Below are 14,268 nucleotides of genomic sequence, written 5' to 3'. Positions count from 1 at the left end.
GTCAGGTCGGGTCGTCACTGAACTTGCCGGGCGCGAGCGACCAGTCCCAGTCGTGGTAGGCAATGCCAGGCTCCACGTCGTCTGGAAGCTGGTCGAACCGGCGCAAAAACGGGATACGACCGCCCACAGCGCTGAAGTCGCCACGGAACCAGCGCATCACCCGCGGGACCGCCACTGTGTTCTCCTCGGGGTCGTACTCGACAGTCTGGTCCAGATAGCCAGTAGCAGTCAAATCGAGCTGGTCGTGAATCTCTTCGCGGGTGTAGGCAGCGATTGGCGGACAGCTCGCTGCCCCGCAGTTGAGCGCGAAGTGAACCCGCGGGTCGCGCTCGCTAAGTTCGTGTTCCTCGGCGAAGCCGTCGCGGAACGGACTGCGGATGTATCCGAAGGTGAGCTTGCTGTAGGACCGCCGGAGGATGCTGTGTTCGATGTCGTCGAGGCTCAGCGTCTCGCCCGCGACCGTTAGTGCGGGTAGCGAGAAGAACGTCCGGCGGTTCTCGTATTTCTCACGGTGGGTGTCGAGGAGTTGCTGTGTCGCTCCGTTGTAGAGGTTACACCAGAACGCAAGTCGAGCGCCGTCGGTGTCGAGCCGAGCCGCGAGGTCGTCACTGTCCCAGTCCGCGAGTCGCCGTTCGAACTCGTCGGTCAGCTCGTCGTATCGAATCGCCCGCAAAAACTGTGCGGAGAGCTCGACTGGCTCTGTGGTCACAGGCGTCAGTAGGTCCGCTACTTACATCAGGGTTTTCCGAAATGCGCCGCTCAGACACAGCCGTCAGTCGAAACGCTCCTGTATATCGCGCTCTGCGGCCCGGACGACCGACTGTTCTGCCCGGTACATCGCGCGTATTGCCTCGTCGGTGTACTCCACCTCGAAGGAGGGGGCCGGGAGAAAGCGCGGCACGCTCCCGAGGACCGTCGCCGCGTCGAAGCCGGCAACCATCTCGAAGGCGTCGCGGTGCTCGCGCAACGGTCCGGTGAACGGGAAATGCTCGTTTACGAGCCGCTCTGCCTCCGCCCGCTCTAGTTCGGTCGCTGCGGCCGTCCAGAAGTCGCGCCTCGAGGAGTGAACGAGCGGCTCGACGGCCTCGCCGAGCTCGCGGTGATGTGTGAGGAGACTGCTCTCGACTGCACGACGGCGTTCAGACGAGAGGTCTGGACGAATCGAGTCGGCGAGCGCACCGGCTTCGAGAATCTCGTCTCGGTACGTCTCGAAACTCGCGTCTGCTTCGACGTAATCGAGCACGACCCCGAACTGGGCGAGTGTCTGTTGGCGGTAGGCTTCGAGTTCTGGTTCGACGACGCGGCGCTGGAGTGCCCCGGCGTTTCCCAACAGCCGGTCGACGGCCAGTCCGGTCGGTCCCCGGGAGCCGTTTCTGAGCGCCCGCGAGACGCTGAACTCAGCCATTGTCGCGTCGATTGCCTCGTCGAGGAAGTACTCGAACCCCTCGACAACTGCCTCGCGTGTCACATCGGGACGTTGGACCGACAGCACTTGGGTGTTACCCGCACTGTGCCACGTCGCCCCGGTACAGTTTTTCAGTCTCGGCCACCAAGGATAGCTATGTCAGTTGCTCCACCGTTCGAGCTTCCGAACGTCGGCCCCGGACCGGACCCGCTGTCGCTGTCACGACTTGTCACAGACAACGAGTTCGTGCTGTTGTTGCTCCAGCGCGACCACCACTGCGGGAACTGTCGCAAGCAGGTGCAGGTGTTCGCCGACTGGTACGACGAGTTTCGCGCGCGCAACACCGAAGTTGTCTCCATCGTCCCCGAGCCACGCGAGCGCGTTCAGACCTGGCAAGAGGAGTACGACCTGCCCTATCCGCTCTGTGCCGACCCCGAGACGACCGCCGGCTCGGAGTACGACCAGCCCGTCCGGTTCGGGCCGCTGGGCCGGTTCAGCGACCTGCTCGGTCGGATGCCGAAGGCGGTCCTACTCGACTGCCGGGACGGCGACCCCACAATCGTCTACACACACGAGGGGTCCTCGACCTGGGACCGCCCGGAACTCGACGAAATCTACGCGGCCATCGACGAGCACCGGTAGACTGGGGTGGCAACGTCACCCTGATACGGCTCGCAGCCGACGGTCACGTATGGACGATTCGACCGCAGACAGCGAGTACGCCCGGACGTTGGGAGAGAAACGCGCAGAGAAAGACGACTTCTTTGCCACACACAGACAGTCACCGATTCCGCCCGAGAAGCGCGACGACTTCGACGGTCTGGCGTATTTCGAGCCAGACACGGCCTATCGGGTCGAGGCCAACGTGACACGGTTCGACGACCCCGAGACGGTCGAACTCGACACCTCGGACGGCCGGACGGTCACGTACAAGCGTGTCTTCGAGTTCGCCGTCGAGATGCGCGGCGAAGCGCAGACACTGGCGGGCTATCGTCAGCAGCCCGACGACGCGATTTTCGTCCCATTCCGCGACAAGACGACCGGGCAACAGACCTACAAGGACGGTCGCTATCTCGAACTCGAACCCGAGGGCGACATTGCCGACGGCGACACCGTCGAACTCGACTTCAATCTGGCGTACTCGCCGTTCTGTGCCTACAGCGAGACCTTCGCCTGCCCGCTTCCGCCCGAGGAGAACTGGCTCGACGTGGTCGTGCCGGCCGGCGAGAAGAAGCCGTCACTGTGACTTGCTGGCCTGCTTTCAGACCGGAAGCGAGCCGGCAGCAGGGAGACCGAGAACCTGAACGAATCCCAATCCAGTGAGGAGGAGTCCGGCGGCCACGAGCGGATAATCGGCCCGTCCGAAGGCCAGCCGTGGCAGGGTCGGATTCCACGAGAAACACCGCGCTCGGAGCGCGAGCGCCAGCCGTTCTCCCCGCGAAAACGCCTGCTCGACGGTGAGTAGCGACAGGCGCTGTATCCGCTCGCGGGTCGACAGTTCGTCTCCGCCACGGGCACGGAGCGCCAGCCGCGCCCGGCGAACGTCACGAAGGACGACGGGGAAAAAGCGGAACACGAGCCCGACACCGGTGCCGAGCAACTGGCCGGCTCTGCCAGGGACGTGTCGCTGGATAGCGGCACGCGTCTCCCGGACCGGCGTCGTCCTGACGTATGCCGCCGAGACGAACAACACGAGCACGACCTGATAGCCCGCAAGGAGGGAAGGTGGCGCGTGTTCGAGAGCGAGCCACGGCGGACCGAACCTGAGACTCGCAAACAGCGGGCCAAGGGCCAGAAGTACCAGAACGAACCGGTACGTCCAGAGGACACGGAACACCGAGAGTCGAGCGACCGCGAGCGTGCCAAGCGCCACAAGCGAGAGCACAGCCACCACAGATGGCTCCGTCGTCGTCACAGCGGCAAACGCGAAGCCAAACTGTGCGACGAGTTTCGAGCGTGGGTCGAGCCGGTGAAACAGTGTCGTTCCGTGTTCGTACGCTATCATGAGACTCGGCTGTTGAGGCGCTCAACGACGCGAACGTCGATACCCGGCAGTTCGTCAGCTACGTCTCGCGGCGGTCCGTCGACGACGATACGGCCGTCGTGCATCCCGAGCAGACGGTCGGCCCGGCTGTGGAGGTCACGAAGGTCGTGTGTGACCACGAGTATGCCGGTGCCGTCTGCCGTGAGCGCGTCGAGCTGGGCGAGGACGGACTCCCGTGCGGGCTGGTCGAGACCGGTAAACGGTTCGTCGAGAACGAGATACGACGGCTCCATGGCGAGCGCACCGGCGATTGCGACACGGGCCTGTTCGCCCCCGGAGAGTTCGTCGATGCGGTCGTTCTCTCGCCCGTCGAGATTGACCGCCTCCAACGCCGACTCGACGCGGCGGTCGACCTCGTCACGGTCGAAGCCGAGGTTCTCCGGGCCGAAGGCCACATCAGCGCCGATTGTCGCGGCGACGAACTGGTCGCGTGGCTGTTGGAACACCATTCCGATGTTCGCCCGGGCGGCAATTGGGTCGTCGGTTACGTCGACGCCGTCGACCTCGACGGTACCCGAATCAGGTTCGAGCAAGGCGTTGAGATGACGCACGAACGTCGTCTTGCCGCTGCCGTTCGCACCGACGATGAGAACGAACTGACCGTCGTCGATGTCCACGGACACGTCGTCGACTGCAGTCACGTCCTCGTAGGTCGCGGTTACCCCCTCGATGTGAATCATCGATTACTCGACAAAGGAGATGCGCGCGAGGTGACCACCGGTGACAAGCGAGATGACAGCGACCGCCTTGAGCAGGTCACCCGGAACGAAGACGACGCCACCCTCGATGAGACCGGTGACCAGTGACTGGTCGGTCGAAGCAGCGAGCCAAACTGAGCCGATAGCGTAGATGACCGCGAGACCGACGAGCATGCCGACGACCTGTATCGGAACAGAGACAGAATCGAGCGCACGCGGGTCGACCCGCCGGTGAACGAGAGCGCCGATAATCCCGGCCGCAATTGGGAAGCTGAGGATATATCCGCCAGTAGGTCCCGTGATGACTCCAAAGCCAGCACCGAAGCCGGCAAACACCGGCGCTCCTGCAGCCCCAACCATCGCGTACAACAAGAGTGAAAGCGCGCCCCAGAGCGGCCCGAGCAACAATCCTGCCAGATACACCCCGACAGTCTGGAGCGTAAACGGTGCCGGCGAGAACGGGTACGGCACCGTGAACTGGGCGAGTGCCGCAGTCAGCGCCGCGACGACGACCGCCATCGCAAAGTACTGTACTGTGTTGTCCCCCACGAGTTCGACGGACTCGTACTGTTCAGTCATACTCCTCTGTGTCTCGTCAACCAAGATAGTCTCTGTGGTTTACAGACATTGCAAAGAGACAGCACTGGACGGCTCGGGAGAAAAACCGACGGGAGAGACGCAGAAACGAGTTATCTGGCAGCCGCCGCGACGCGTTCTTTTTCTTCTTTCTGTGAGACGGCGTACGTGTCCACGTCGTCGTTGGCCGCACCCATCAGCTGGCGTGCGAGGGCGTCGGCCGCGTCGGTCTCGGTCTTGAACGAGTCGTTTTGGACGCCCTCGGCGAGGAACTTCAGCGCCTGGTCGACACGACGCTGGGGAGCGACGTCGACCGCCTTCGGGACTGAGATACCGCCGTATTTCAGGCGAACCGTCTCCTCGCGGGGAGCCGCGTTCTCGACGGCGCGGACGAGAATCTGAACGGGGTTCTCGTCGGTCCGGTCGTGGATGGTCTCGAACGCGTCACGCGTGAGTTGCGTGGCGAGCTGTTTCTTGCCGGTGTTTTCGTCGGTCTGCATCAGCCGATTGATGAGCCGTTCGACGATGGAAATCTGGCTCTTTTTGAACTGCTTGTCGGCGTGACGGCCCATCGTGTGCGCGATGGGCGTGACCGTGATGTACCGTTCCGTGGAGACGTCGCGGAACTCGATTTCCTCGGTGTCCCACTGGCCGAACAGCTTCGCAGTCGCGTCCTCCGAGTCAGCCGGGGCGTCGGGGTCTGGTTGTTCTGTCGACATAGTTAGCGAACAGGTTTCTCCGCGTTGCCACGAACGAGTTCGATGAGCGACACGCCGTTTACCTTCTCGACTTTGTACCGGACGCCGCCGATGTCACCCATTGCACCACCCTTCGCGCCGCCGATACCGGCAATGGTGACTTCGTCGTGTTCGTCGATAAATGAGATAGCGCCATCTCCAGGACAGAAGGCAGTGACCTGCTTCCCGTTTTTGATGAGCTGGACGCCAACGCATTTCCGGATTGCCGAGTTTGGCTGTTTTGCCTCGATACCAATCTTTTCGAGTACAATACCTCGTGCCTGCGGTGCACCCTCGAGAGGGTCGGCCTTCTCGCGAAGACCCCGCTCGCGTCGCGCGTAGTCCGAGTCGGACCACCGGTGTTTCTGGCGGTCCTTCTTCAGCTTGCGCGCGGCGTACTTGCCGTTTGCCATAGTGCGAGGTGATACTTGGTGGAGGTACTTAAGACTCCTCTTTTCCCTCGCCACATCGCTACGTTTGATGTGAGTCAAGCGGCGGGAGAAACGCTGCCGGACGGTGTTCTCTTCACGGTGGCCGCTGTAGAGCAAGGTATGCCTGACTGCCCGGCCTGTGGCACGGACGTCACGACAGACGCAAAACAGTGCCCCAACTGTGGCCAGGCAGTTGCGACCGCAAGGCGACTGCGCGTGAGAGAGGTGACTGTCGGCTTCGCCGCAGGTGTGGCGGCATTCGTGTGTGGGTTCGTCGCAACGGCGATTCGCTCGGACGCACAGGAAAGTCGCGAGGCGGTCGAGCGCTTGCTCGGTGACGGCGGACCGCCCGGGGTTTCCCTGTCTGAACTCCTCCCGGAGTGGTATCACGTGTTGAGCTGGGAGTTTCTCGAAAATCATCAGGTCGCCGTCTCCGCTGCCGGCGGCGACCTGTTCGGCGGTGGACTCGCAAGCGAATACGTCGACACGCTGCTTCCGACGGCTTCGACGCTCCAAGTTCTCCCGCCGCTATCGCTCGCGGGGGCCGGCTTGTTCGTGGCACTGTATGGTACACGTACCAGTCCACTCGACGCCGTCTTGGCGGGTGCAACGGCCGCAGTCGGATATCTGCCGTGTCTCGCGGTCGTCGCTGTTGTCTCATCGTTCGAGGTGACCGTCTTCGGAAGCACACTGGTCGAGGTCGACCCCGGATTCATCCGACCGCTGGCAATTGCCGGTGTTGCCTACCCGGTGGTGTTCGGCGGTATCGGTGGGTTGTGTGCGTTCGGTCTCACGAGGTGGCGACAGGCGAGATAGCTAGAACAGCACGTGGAGCATGAGCCAGATACAGATACCGAGTGCAAACGAGACGAGCCAGAGCGTCGCGGCTACGCGGCCGACCCGGGCATGCCGTGTCTCGGGGAGTGCAGAAGTCGGTCGCGTCGTGGCAAGTAACAGGACGTAGTAAACGACGGGGACAGCGACGATAGCAAAGAGAATGTGAATTGCTAGCATTGGCAGATAGAGATACTGATACACAACGTCTGGGCCGCCAAACTCGCTCGGCCCTTCGAGCGAGATGCGGTAGAGGTACAAGACGAGAAACAGCGCGAACAGGCCGGCACTAGCGAGCATCGACGCCCGGTGTGTCTCGATATCGCGGCGTCGAATCGCCCGGACACCACGCAGAATTGTCACGATGGCGAACGCGCTGATGACGGCGTTGAGATGTGGAACGAGTTCGACGAGCGGGTCGAGTCGCGGGAGCATCGCCTTGGGGACGTAGCCGAGTACGGCCCCAAAGACGAGCGCCAGCGACACAGCCGACAACACTGCGGTCAGCCCGCCAACGTGCTCACGAGCGTACGCTTGCATATCCGGAGGTTGGGCTCTACTCTTCTATCAGTTGCGCATCGGTAGCCAGCTCGCTTGCGCGTGGGCTTTCGCCGCCGTGTGGCGTCTCCCTGGTTCGGATACGAGCCGCGTGGACCGTCTCGGTGGCGTCGTCGACGATGAGGACCTCGCCCGGTTGCGCCGGGAGCCTATCGGCGAAGTCTCCGTCGAGGTAGGTCGGTCGCGCGGCTTCGAGCGCTGCGAGGTCGTCTGTGGCCGTGAGACGGTGTGAGACGAGAATATCCGCCTGCGAGATGCCGACGGTCGGAATCGCGCTCGGGCGCTGTGTCGCCGCTACCAGACTCACGCCGGGCGCGCGGCCCCGCGTGAGTAACAGCCGTAGTGCGCTCCCGGCGACACCGTTAAAAAACGCGTGTGCCTCGTCGACGAGCAGCCACGGGAGCCTGTCGATGTTGTCGGTGAGTCGGGCGTGATAGAGAATATCGGCGACGCCCCGACAGACCGCGTTCATCGGCTCAGCGTCGAGACCCGACACGTCGAGTACGGTCACCGCACCGGAGGAGAGGGTCGCTTCATCGAGCCCGTCAGTGTCGAAGACGCCCCATGAGTCGGCGAGTTCGAGGTGGTTGTGTGCACTTCGGCTGTCACTGTCTCGGGCGTCCGTTTCGCGAACTGCCGCTTTCATGGCCGCTATGCTGTCCGCGCCCTGTGCTGCCTGCCAGACCAGACTACCTGGGCCGCTCTCGGGTGAGAGACCCAGCAGCGCACACCATGATTTCGGGTCGAGCGTGTCGGGTGCGACTGTCGGATGCTCACAGACGGTCGCTGGGACAGCTTCCTGTGTGCCAGCGTCTGTAAGCGTATCAAAAACTCCCATCGGGTCGATGACAACTGGTGCGAGGCCGTCTGCGCGCGCGAGTTCTTCGGCGATGACGCCCAGCGTATAGGACTTGCCGTAGCCACGCTTTCCGACGACAAGCATCGCATGAGGCGTATCGAGGTCGAGAGACAGGGCCGTTCCCGCACTCCCGTCGAGCGCCCTGTACCGTCCCAGTCGTCCTGTCGGCCGCCCCCGAACCGCATTGTCTGCTCTACCGATGACAAAGCCCATAACGGGGCTGGCTTCGGCCTGGTATATGAACCTGGGGCCACAGACTTAAGAGCGGTGCCCGGACAAGCCGTGGCCAATGATTCGGTACGTGGTCGCGGTGTTGTTGACGACGACACTGCTCGGCGTTAGCCTGCTCGCCCTCGAAGACGTGTCGGCCGTCCGTGGCGAGAGACAGCTCGAACGAGAGCTGTCGGCAATCGAGGGGGAGGCCGTCTCGCTGCTCACACACGATGACCCCGTCCCGGGCGACTCGCCACCGCGGCGCGTTCTCGATGTCGACCTACCCGCGGACGGGTTTGGCTCTGCAGGCGTCGAGACGCTGGTTTTCAGCCCCGCTAACCGAACCGACAGGACCATCGTACGCTATCAGTTCGACGGGCGGCCCGCGGCGACGCGAATACTCGACGTGCCCATTCTGAACGCGGCCGAGGGAACATCGACGATAGACCTGAGCGGCGCGACCGGCTCACAGACGATCGTTCTCGAACTGGTTCTCGGCTCGGACGGTGACGGTGTGGTCCAGACGACGATCCGGCGGTAAGCAGCGACTCAGCTGTTCGTGAGACTGGTGACCGTCAGAGAATCAGTTCTATATCGGGTCGTCAGGCTCGTGGCGGTCCATGAGACGGTCCACCTCGGCGGCGTACTGTGCCTGTTGGTCTTGGTCTTCGACGTGGCCGAGATTGTCCGGTTCCACGTCGACCGCCGCGGTTGTCTCCCGGGCTGAGCCGGTGAACGAGGTGAGTGCGCGCTCCTTTTTGACGTATCGCTTACCGTCTGGTGTCGCGTACGTGAGAATGATGAGGTTTTGCTCGTCGTCGGAGTAGGTCCGCTCGACGAGCCAGACGCGCACCGTGTCGCCATCAGTCTCTGCCATACGCGGTGTTCGCCGTCAGTCATGAAAGGCGTGCTGGCACCTACCGGTGCGCGGGTTTATATACGGTGACGGAACCAGCGGCGCCTACGTGAACGCATGAATCGAGACGAATCGCATCTCCAGCGTCTGAGAGCGCGCGGTCAGACCGAACCGCTGGCGGCACTCGTCGCTGTCGCGCTGTTCTGTGTCGCGCTATCGGTCTATGCCGGATTCCTCACGGGACTTCTTCCAGAACTCGGCAGCGACAGAGAACTCGCCGAAGTGACCGGGGAACGGGTCTGGGAGGTCGTCAGCGAGAACGGGATATACCCGGCGGGGACGAACCTCTCGTCTGTACTCGACGCCGACGTGTTTCCCCACGGACGCCGCGTGAGCGTGAACGTTACCTACGTCCACAGAGGAACGCTCACGACGGCGAGTCAGGCGTCGTTCGACACTACCGGCGAGTCTGTCGGGGCAGTCACATCCAACGGTGAGACGTTTCGTCGGCCGATACCAGTCCAGCGCCAGAGCGGAGACGTTCGGCCCGGAATGCTCACGGTGGTGGTAAGCAATGTGCGATAATCGGCGTGGTGTCAGCACAGTTGCCGATGTCAGTCTGGGAATTCTGGTTGTCGTGGTGGCGATGGGCGTGCTGGTGACGGCCGCAGAGACAGAGAGCCACGAGCACGACCCGACAGACACCGCGTACGCGGCACAGACCATCGCCGGGTCGACCGTGAACACGACGTACTCGCTCGGTCCCGCCATCGAGGCCTACTTTCGGGACTACCGTCAGACAGCCAATCCGTACAGCGAAGGGGAACTAAGACGGGTCTCCCACGGCCCCATCGCCACACAGGTGGCTGACCTCGCCGTCGCGATGACCGCCGTCGACGGCACGCAGGTGTCGGCCGCGGCGACCGACTACAGACGAGCGCTCGAAGCCGCGCTCTGGACGCGTCTTCGTGGTTCACAGTTCGACCTCTCGGTTACAGCACACTGGCGGCCAGTCGCGGGCGTGGACTTGTTGGGGAAGGTCGCGCTGGGAGAGACACCACCGCCAGATGCCGACGTGAGTACGAAGACGGTCACTGTCCCGAGTGGCCTGCCGAGTGCGCGAGAGGACTCAATCGAAACGATAGACGGCCCAGGCGACTACCTGGCTGTCGCGCGTGCGGTGGCCAACGCAACTGTCACGGGGCTGTTCCCGCCCCTCGAGACACAGCGCGCGTTAGAGCAAACCGGCGCCGAGGCGGACTTCGTGCGGTATCGCTACGAGCGGCTGGCGCGTGTCCTCGACGGTGGCCGAACAGTTTTCGAGCGACGCGACTGGCTCTCGCCGTCGAGCGCGGACGCAGCGGCCGCAAACGAGTATCTCAGACGCCGGCTCGCAGCAACCCTCGGGCCGCAACTCGACGACGCCTATGAGAGTGCACAGGACGCGGCACGCAAAGTTTCGGTAGAAACTGTCACGCTTACACTCAGAACGTGGACACATGAGTAAGTCACAGACAACGGTACGCAGTTGTGCCGGTGGCGTAATCTGCGACGAGCGCGCACGGGTCCCGCTGGCAGTCGTCGGTGTCTTTCTGCTCCTGTCAAGCGCGATATTGATCGGCCAACTCGAAACAGGCGAGGAGCCAGGCCCGAACGTGGACGCGAGTCTCGCGCTCGACCAGACTGAGGCGACACTACAGACGGTCGCCCGAGACAGCGTGAAACGAGCGGCCAAGCTGGCAGCAGCACAACCGGTAACCGACCCCGCTGACACCCGTTGGGGTGCAGTCCTCGAACGGTCTGAGGCAAGGTTCGCAGACGACCCCTTCGAGAACTACCTCCGAGCGCTCGTCTACCTAGAGCTCCGGGATAGTCTCGACCACGCGGGTCAGACCGACGGAGACATTCGGACTGCAGTCCAGATTCCGGCAGTCGATACACCGACCGAACTCGGGGAGGCAATCAAACGGGTAACTCTTGAACGGTCGGGGGCCGAAGTGACGGTCACTCTATCGAACGTGACCGTCACCGCGACACGAGCGGGCAAGGAAATAGAGCGTCGAACGACGAACCTGACGGTGACCGTCTTCACGCCAGTACTGGAGATGCATGACAGGGTGACAGCGTACCAGTACGCAATCGACGAGGCACCAATCACTGAGCCAGGGTTCAGACAGCGGTTCAACGCCCGGACGTACGCAATCGGATGGGCGCGGGGCTGGGCACAGAACTACCAGGCACCCGTCGGGGAAGTGCTGGCGACCAGGCACATCGAACCGTCGGCAAACGCCGCACTGTACCGGACACAACAGGACATCTTCGGCGCCGCTGACCCCGACCTGCAGAACGCGGTTCGGCTCGGCTGGGCCTGTATGGCACTCAAGGACGGACAAGCGCTGTTCGAGGAGTACACGACAGACAATCAGTCGAGTGCTGGCATGCCTGATGTCGCGGGGCGAGTCTGTAACAACGCACACGCATTCTACAATCGAATTACACAGCGACAGTCCGCGCTTCCGGAGACGGTGGACGTTCTCGCTGGTCCTTCACAGCTCCAGCAGACGAAGACGGTCGCCGTCGGCGAACTCGCTGCAATGCCGTTGACAGTACTAACAGATGACAGTACCCAGTACTCGTTTGAAAGTGCCATACAACGGATATTTACCATCGAAGGACAGGTAGCGACCGAGGCCGACGTGCGCGGTTCGGTGCAGTTGGATGTGGGCTGTCGTGTTGGCTACCGGGGCGGCCCCGTCTCTCGTGAGGGTCGGTACGATATCCAGGCAGTCAACCGAACCGAGAGTGACAGGGAAAAACAGTACTACCGGTACACCGCAGCAGTGGCGGTCACGGTATCAGCCGAACGCACGTGCAGGGAGCGAGATGGGAATACGACGGTCCAGCGCCACGACACCGACAGATACACAATCGAGATGACCACGACAGTTGGGGAGCAGGAGGCGAGTCCGGCCGCGAAGATAGACAACGTGAACCCACGCGCCGACGTATCGCCAGCCTACGCGTACACCCCCGGCCCAAGTCGTCGCGATGGAACGGTATTCAACAACTACGACGGCGCAGGCGACGCCGTAACCGAGGCGCTTCTGGGTGGGACCGGCACTGCAAGCTACGAGGACTGGCTCGAAGCGCGGATGGACGCTACAAACTACGAGCGTCGACCACCCCGCGACGAGCAGTTCGAAGCGACAGAAGCCGTTAAACTCGATTACGAGGCGTTACTCGGGAACGTCGGGCTCTTCGCCGAGCTGACCGAAGATATTCACACTTTGCAGACACAGGCGGCGAACGTATCCGCCGAGGTCGAACGTCGCGAGTTGGTTACCGGTAATCCGACCAGTCGGCTGCTCGACCGTCTCCAAACCGAGTTCAAATCCGAGTTCATCGAGAGGCCGGACGGCGAAGACTACGAGAACGTCCGGGAGAAAGTAGTTTACGAGGCACGCTACGCGTACTATCGGGCACTGGTCGAGCAGCTTGAAGGGGTCGAGACAGCCCACGAGACAGCAACGGCAGAGCTCGACGACCGACTCGCGGCTATCGACAGCGCCTTCGCAAACGGAACACGGTTTCTCGCTCAGGGTCTGCGCCAGCACCAGGCAACACCGGATGCGTTCCCCGCCTCAGGCGTAACCGAGAACATCAGCTACGAGATCTCCGGCTCGCCGACGTATCTCGGTGCCAGCCAGACTGTCGACAGCGAGCAGGTTCCTGCGGCCGACGGGGAGTTTGCGCCACTCCGGACGAGAAACGTGAACGCTGTCGAGTTGCCGTACGATACGGCCGTCAACGACATACTTGCTGCGGTACTGGAGGCGCTGCCAGGCACGAGTGCGACGCCTGACACAGAGCTTTCGTTCCGGATGGCCGGTGATGTGCTGAGCGCCGGTGAGTTGGCACTGGAAGCACACGAGAGCGCTCAGACGAGCGCCCGTCAAGACACGTATCTCGACGAGGCGGCTGCCTTCGAGAGTGACATCGAGTCGTTTGCGAAAAACGTCGAGGCGGCGCTCGATGCGTTCGAACGCGAGGTAGCAAAGCGAACGGTAGCGGCGCTGTATCCGAGTCCCGCCTCGGACTGTCTCGTCTACGCGAAGACACCACATCACGACAGCTATCCGGGCCGGGAGACGTGTGCGTCGGCCACTGACTCAGACCTCGAACCCGTCATCGAGGCTGCCGTCTCGGCGACCGAAGACGGCGTCCGGCGTGCGCTGGCACCGTATGGGACGGCCGAAACGGCCCGGTTACTCGAGGACGGTAACGCAACCGAACACATCGTCGACAGCGTTACGCGTGCACTCGCTGGGCCGAGGTACCGGGGGTACGACGCCTTCGAGAAGCGGTACGAGACAGAGCAGTGGGGCACACTCGTCGGGGCCGCAGTGCGGCCAGCGGTGATGACAGCGAGTTCCACGTCGATCGAAATTGGGAGCGTCACACAGGCCGAAGCCCTCGACGAACGGATACAGGACGCTCTCGGGCAAGCGACGACAGCCCTCGTCGAAGACAGAGTTGCCAACGCCGGTGAGGCTGTCGGGCGGACCGTTGGCGAACACTGGCTGGGCAACGCCCGGCGGACTGCAAACCGGGCGGCACGCGTACCTGCCGGGCTACCGCTCTTGCCGGTTCCCGGTCAGTGGGTTGCGACTGCAAACGCCTGGACCGTCGAGGTTGCCGGCGAGTACGCCCGGTTCGAAGTCTCGGCACGCCTCGGGACACCCGCAGACGGGCCACTCACCTACGTCCGCGAGAACCGCACCGTGAGTCGCAAAATTGGCGGCCAGAAACGGCGTCTCGGCGCTGTCGAGCCGATTGCGTTCGACAGCCAGACCGTACTCGTTGTCGTCACGCCGCCGGGCGTCGGCGTCGGCGACCGGGGCAGCCAGAACCCGGAGTGTTCGCCGACTTATCCACACGTCGGCGAAGTCGATTCGGGTCAGTCTGTGGCCTGTGCCCTCACAGACGGGTAGGTACCACCAGCTTCTATCTTCATACAGCGAGAGAATCCCACCCTTCCCGTGAGGGACGAGTGTTCC

General features: G+C 62.9%; 17 protein-coding genes. 7 read left to right on the top strand and 10 right to left on the bottom strand.

The window, feature by feature from the left end; genetic code table 11:
- Nucleotide 1: 1 nt before the first annotated feature.
- Together BLR34_RS00330 and BLR34_RS00325 are read right to left on the bottom strand one after the other, a co-directional pair.
- Complete coding sequence (locus tag BLR34_RS00330; RefSeq protein ID WP_092698264.1) at nucleotides 2–709, bottom strand: DUF547 domain-containing protein; 708 nt, start codon at nucleotides 707–709, stop codon at nucleotides 2–4.
- A 63-nt stretch (nucleotides 710–772) separates the two neighbouring features.
- Nucleotides 773–1,468, bottom strand: coding sequence for a hypothetical protein (locus BLR34_RS00325; protein ID WP_092698262.1), 696 nt, complete (start codon nucleotides 1,466–1,468; stop codon nucleotides 773–775).
- Between the two features lie 93 nt (nucleotides 1,469–1,561).
- Between BLR34_RS00325 and BLR34_RS00320 the strand changes: the two genes are divergently transcribed.
- The gene (locus tag BLR34_RS00320) at nucleotides 1,562–2,047 is read left to right on the top strand and encodes a peroxiredoxin family protein (protein ID WP_092698260.1); all 486 of its coding nucleotides are present in this window, start codon (nucleotides 1,562–1,564) and stop codon (nucleotides 2,045–2,047) included.
- 49 nt (nucleotides 2,048–2,096) lie between these two features.
- A complete protein-coding gene (locus tag BLR34_RS00315; protein WP_092698258.1) occupies nucleotides 2,097–2,651 on the top strand; it encodes a DUF1684 domain-containing protein in 555 nt (184 codons plus the stop codon).
- A 15-nt stretch (nucleotides 2,652–2,666) separates the two neighbouring features.
- On the opposite strand, the gene BLR34_RS00310 is transcribed toward BLR34_RS00315, so the two are convergent.
- The 5 genes from BLR34_RS00310 to BLR34_RS00290 form a co-directional block, all read right to left on the bottom strand.
- Nucleotides 2,667–3,410: an energy-coupling factor transporter transmembrane component T family protein gene (locus BLR34_RS00310; RefSeq protein ID WP_092698256.1), complete on the bottom strand. Its 744-nt coding sequence runs from the start codon at nucleotides 3,408–3,410 to the stop codon at nucleotides 2,667–2,669.
- Nucleotides 3,407–4,129 carry an energy-coupling factor ABC transporter ATP-binding protein gene (locus tag BLR34_RS00305; protein ID WP_092698254.1) on the bottom strand — a complete coding sequence of 241 codons (723 nt, stop codon included), beginning with the start codon at nucleotides 4,127–4,129 and terminating at the stop codon, nucleotides 3,407–3,409. Before BLR34_RS00305 ends, BLR34_RS00310 begins: the two co-directional genes overlap by 4 nt.
- A gap of 3 nt (nucleotides 4,130–4,132) precedes the next feature.
- Nucleotides 4,133–4,726, bottom strand: a complete 594-nt coding sequence (locus tag BLR34_RS00300; protein WP_092698252.1) for a biotin transporter BioY — start codon at nucleotides 4,724–4,726, stop codon at nucleotides 4,133–4,135.
- A gap of 110 nt (nucleotides 4,727–4,836) precedes the next feature.
- Nucleotides 4,837–5,442, bottom strand: a complete 606-nt coding sequence (locus BLR34_RS00295) for a 30S ribosomal protein S7 (protein ID WP_092698250.1) — start codon at nucleotides 5,440–5,442, stop codon at nucleotides 4,837–4,839.
- 2 nt (nucleotides 5,443–5,444) lie between these two features.
- Nucleotides 5,445–5,873: a 30S ribosomal protein S12 gene (locus tag BLR34_RS00290; RefSeq protein ID WP_092698248.1), complete on the bottom strand. Its 429-nt coding sequence runs from the start codon at nucleotides 5,871–5,873 to the stop codon at nucleotides 5,445–5,447.
- A gap of 138 nt (nucleotides 5,874–6,011) precedes the next feature.
- On the opposite strand from BLR34_RS00290, the gene BLR34_RS00285 reads away from it, so the two are divergent.
- Nucleotides 6,012–6,707, top strand: coding sequence for a zinc ribbon domain-containing protein (locus tag BLR34_RS00285; protein WP_143414096.1), 696 nt, complete (start codon nucleotides 6,012–6,014; stop codon nucleotides 6,705–6,707).
- Here the strand turns inward: BLR34_RS00285 and BLR34_RS00280 are convergent, their stop codons facing one another.
- A complete protein-coding gene (locus tag BLR34_RS00280) occupies nucleotides 6,708–7,265 on the bottom strand; it encodes a DUF420 domain-containing protein (protein ID WP_092698244.1) in 558 nt (185 codons plus the stop codon).
- A gap of 16 nt (nucleotides 7,266–7,281) precedes the next feature.
- Entirely contained in the window at nucleotides 7,282–8,355 is a 1,074-nt protein-coding gene (locus BLR34_RS00275) for an ATP-binding protein (protein ID WP_092698242.1), read from the bottom strand.
- A 76-nt stretch (nucleotides 8,356–8,431) separates the two neighbouring features.
- Here BLR34_RS00275 and BLR34_RS00270 point away from each other — a divergent pair, with 76 nt between their 5' ends.
- Complete coding sequence (locus BLR34_RS00270; RefSeq protein ID WP_092698240.1) at nucleotides 8,432–8,896, top strand: DUF7311 family protein; 465 nt, start codon at nucleotides 8,432–8,434, stop codon at nucleotides 8,894–8,896.
- A 48-nt stretch (nucleotides 8,897–8,944) separates the two neighbouring features.
- Here the strand turns inward: BLR34_RS00270 and BLR34_RS00265 are convergent, their stop codons facing one another.
- Nucleotides 8,945–9,232, bottom strand: a complete 288-nt coding sequence (locus BLR34_RS00265; protein WP_092698238.1) for a DUF7967 family protein — start codon at nucleotides 9,230–9,232, stop codon at nucleotides 8,945–8,947.
- 96 nt (nucleotides 9,233–9,328) lie between these two features.
- On the opposite strand from BLR34_RS00265, the gene BLR34_RS00260 reads away from it, so the two are divergent.
- Genes BLR34_RS00260 through BLR34_RS00250 form a run of 3 tightly spaced genes read left to right on the top strand, consistent with a single transcriptional unit; the run spans nucleotide 9,329 to nucleotide 14,202 of the window.
- Entirely contained in the window at nucleotides 9,329–9,796 is a 468-nt protein-coding gene (locus BLR34_RS00260; protein WP_092698236.1) for a DUF7285 family protein, read from the top strand.
- Complete coding sequence (locus tag BLR34_RS00255) at nucleotides 9,786–10,718, top strand: DUF7284 family protein (RefSeq protein WP_143414095.1); 933 nt, start codon at nucleotides 9,786–9,788, stop codon at nucleotides 10,716–10,718. Before BLR34_RS00260 ends, BLR34_RS00255 begins: the two co-directional genes overlap by 11 nt.
- On the top strand, nucleotides 10,711–14,202 hold the full coding sequence (locus BLR34_RS00250) for a DUF7286 family protein (protein WP_092698232.1): 3,492 nt from the start codon (nucleotides 10,711–10,713) through the stop codon (nucleotides 14,200–14,202). The genes BLR34_RS00255 and BLR34_RS00250 overlap by 8 nt, the downstream gene beginning before the upstream one ends.
- The last annotated feature ends 66 nt before the right edge of the window (nucleotides 14,203–14,268 follow it).

Source organism: Halovenus aranensis, assembly GCF_900100385.1.
GTDB lineage: Archaea > Halobacteriota > Halobacteria > Halobacteriales > Haloarculaceae > Halovenus > Halovenus aranensis.
This window is presented reverse-complemented; position numbering and strand designations above follow the sequence as displayed.

Coding starts and splice junctions, on each gene's coding strand:
- BLR34_RS00320 (WP_092698260.1), top strand. CDS start 1,562: ATGTCAGTTGCTCCACCGTTCGAGCTTCCGAACGTCGGCCCCGGACCG.
- BLR34_RS00315 (WP_092698258.1), top strand. CDS start 2,097: ATGGACGATTCGACCGCAGACAGCGAGTACGCCCGGACGTTGGGAGAG.
- BLR34_RS00310 (WP_092698256.1), bottom strand. CDS start 3,410: ATGATAGCGTACGAACACGGAACGACACTGTTTCACCGGCTCGACCCA.
- BLR34_RS00305 (WP_092698254.1), bottom strand. CDS start 4,129: ATGATTCACATCGAGGGGGTAACCGCGACCTACGAGGACGTGACTGCA.
- BLR34_RS00300 (WP_092698252.1), bottom strand. CDS start 4,726: ATGACTGAACAGTACGAGTCCGTCGAACTCGTGGGGGACAACACAGTA.
- BLR34_RS00295 (WP_092698250.1), bottom strand. CDS start 5,442: ATGTCGACAGAACAACCAGACCCCGACGCCCCGGCTGACTCGGAGGAC.
- BLR34_RS00290 (WP_092698248.1), bottom strand. CDS start 5,873: ATGGCAAACGGCAAGTACGCCGCGCGCAAGCTGAAGAAGGACCGCCAG.
- BLR34_RS00285 (WP_143414096.1), top strand. CDS start 6,012: ATGCCTGACTGCCCGGCCTGTGGCACGGACGTCACGACAGACGCAAAA.
- BLR34_RS00280 (WP_092698244.1), bottom strand. CDS start 7,265: ATGCAAGCGTACGCTCGTGAGCACGTTGGCGGGCTGACCGCAGTGTTG.
- BLR34_RS00275 (WP_092698242.1), bottom strand. CDS start 8,355: ATGGGCTTTGTCATCGGTAGAGCAGACAATGCGGTTCGGGGGCGGCCG.
- BLR34_RS00270 (WP_092698240.1), top strand. CDS start 8,432: ATGATTCGGTACGTGGTCGCGGTGTTGTTGACGACGACACTGCTCGGC.
- BLR34_RS00265 (WP_092698238.1), bottom strand. CDS start 9,232: ATGGCAGAGACTGATGGCGACACGGTGCGCGTCTGGCTCGTCGAGCGG.
- BLR34_RS00260 (WP_092698236.1), top strand. CDS start 9,329: ATGAATCGAGACGAATCGCATCTCCAGCGTCTGAGAGCGCGCGGTCAG.
- BLR34_RS00255 (WP_143414095.1), top strand. CDS start 9,786: ATGTGCGATAATCGGCGTGGTGTCAGCACAGTTGCCGATGTCAGTCTG.
- BLR34_RS00250 (WP_092698232.1), top strand. CDS start 10,711: ATGAGTAAGTCACAGACAACGGTACGCAGTTGTGCCGGTGGCGTAATC.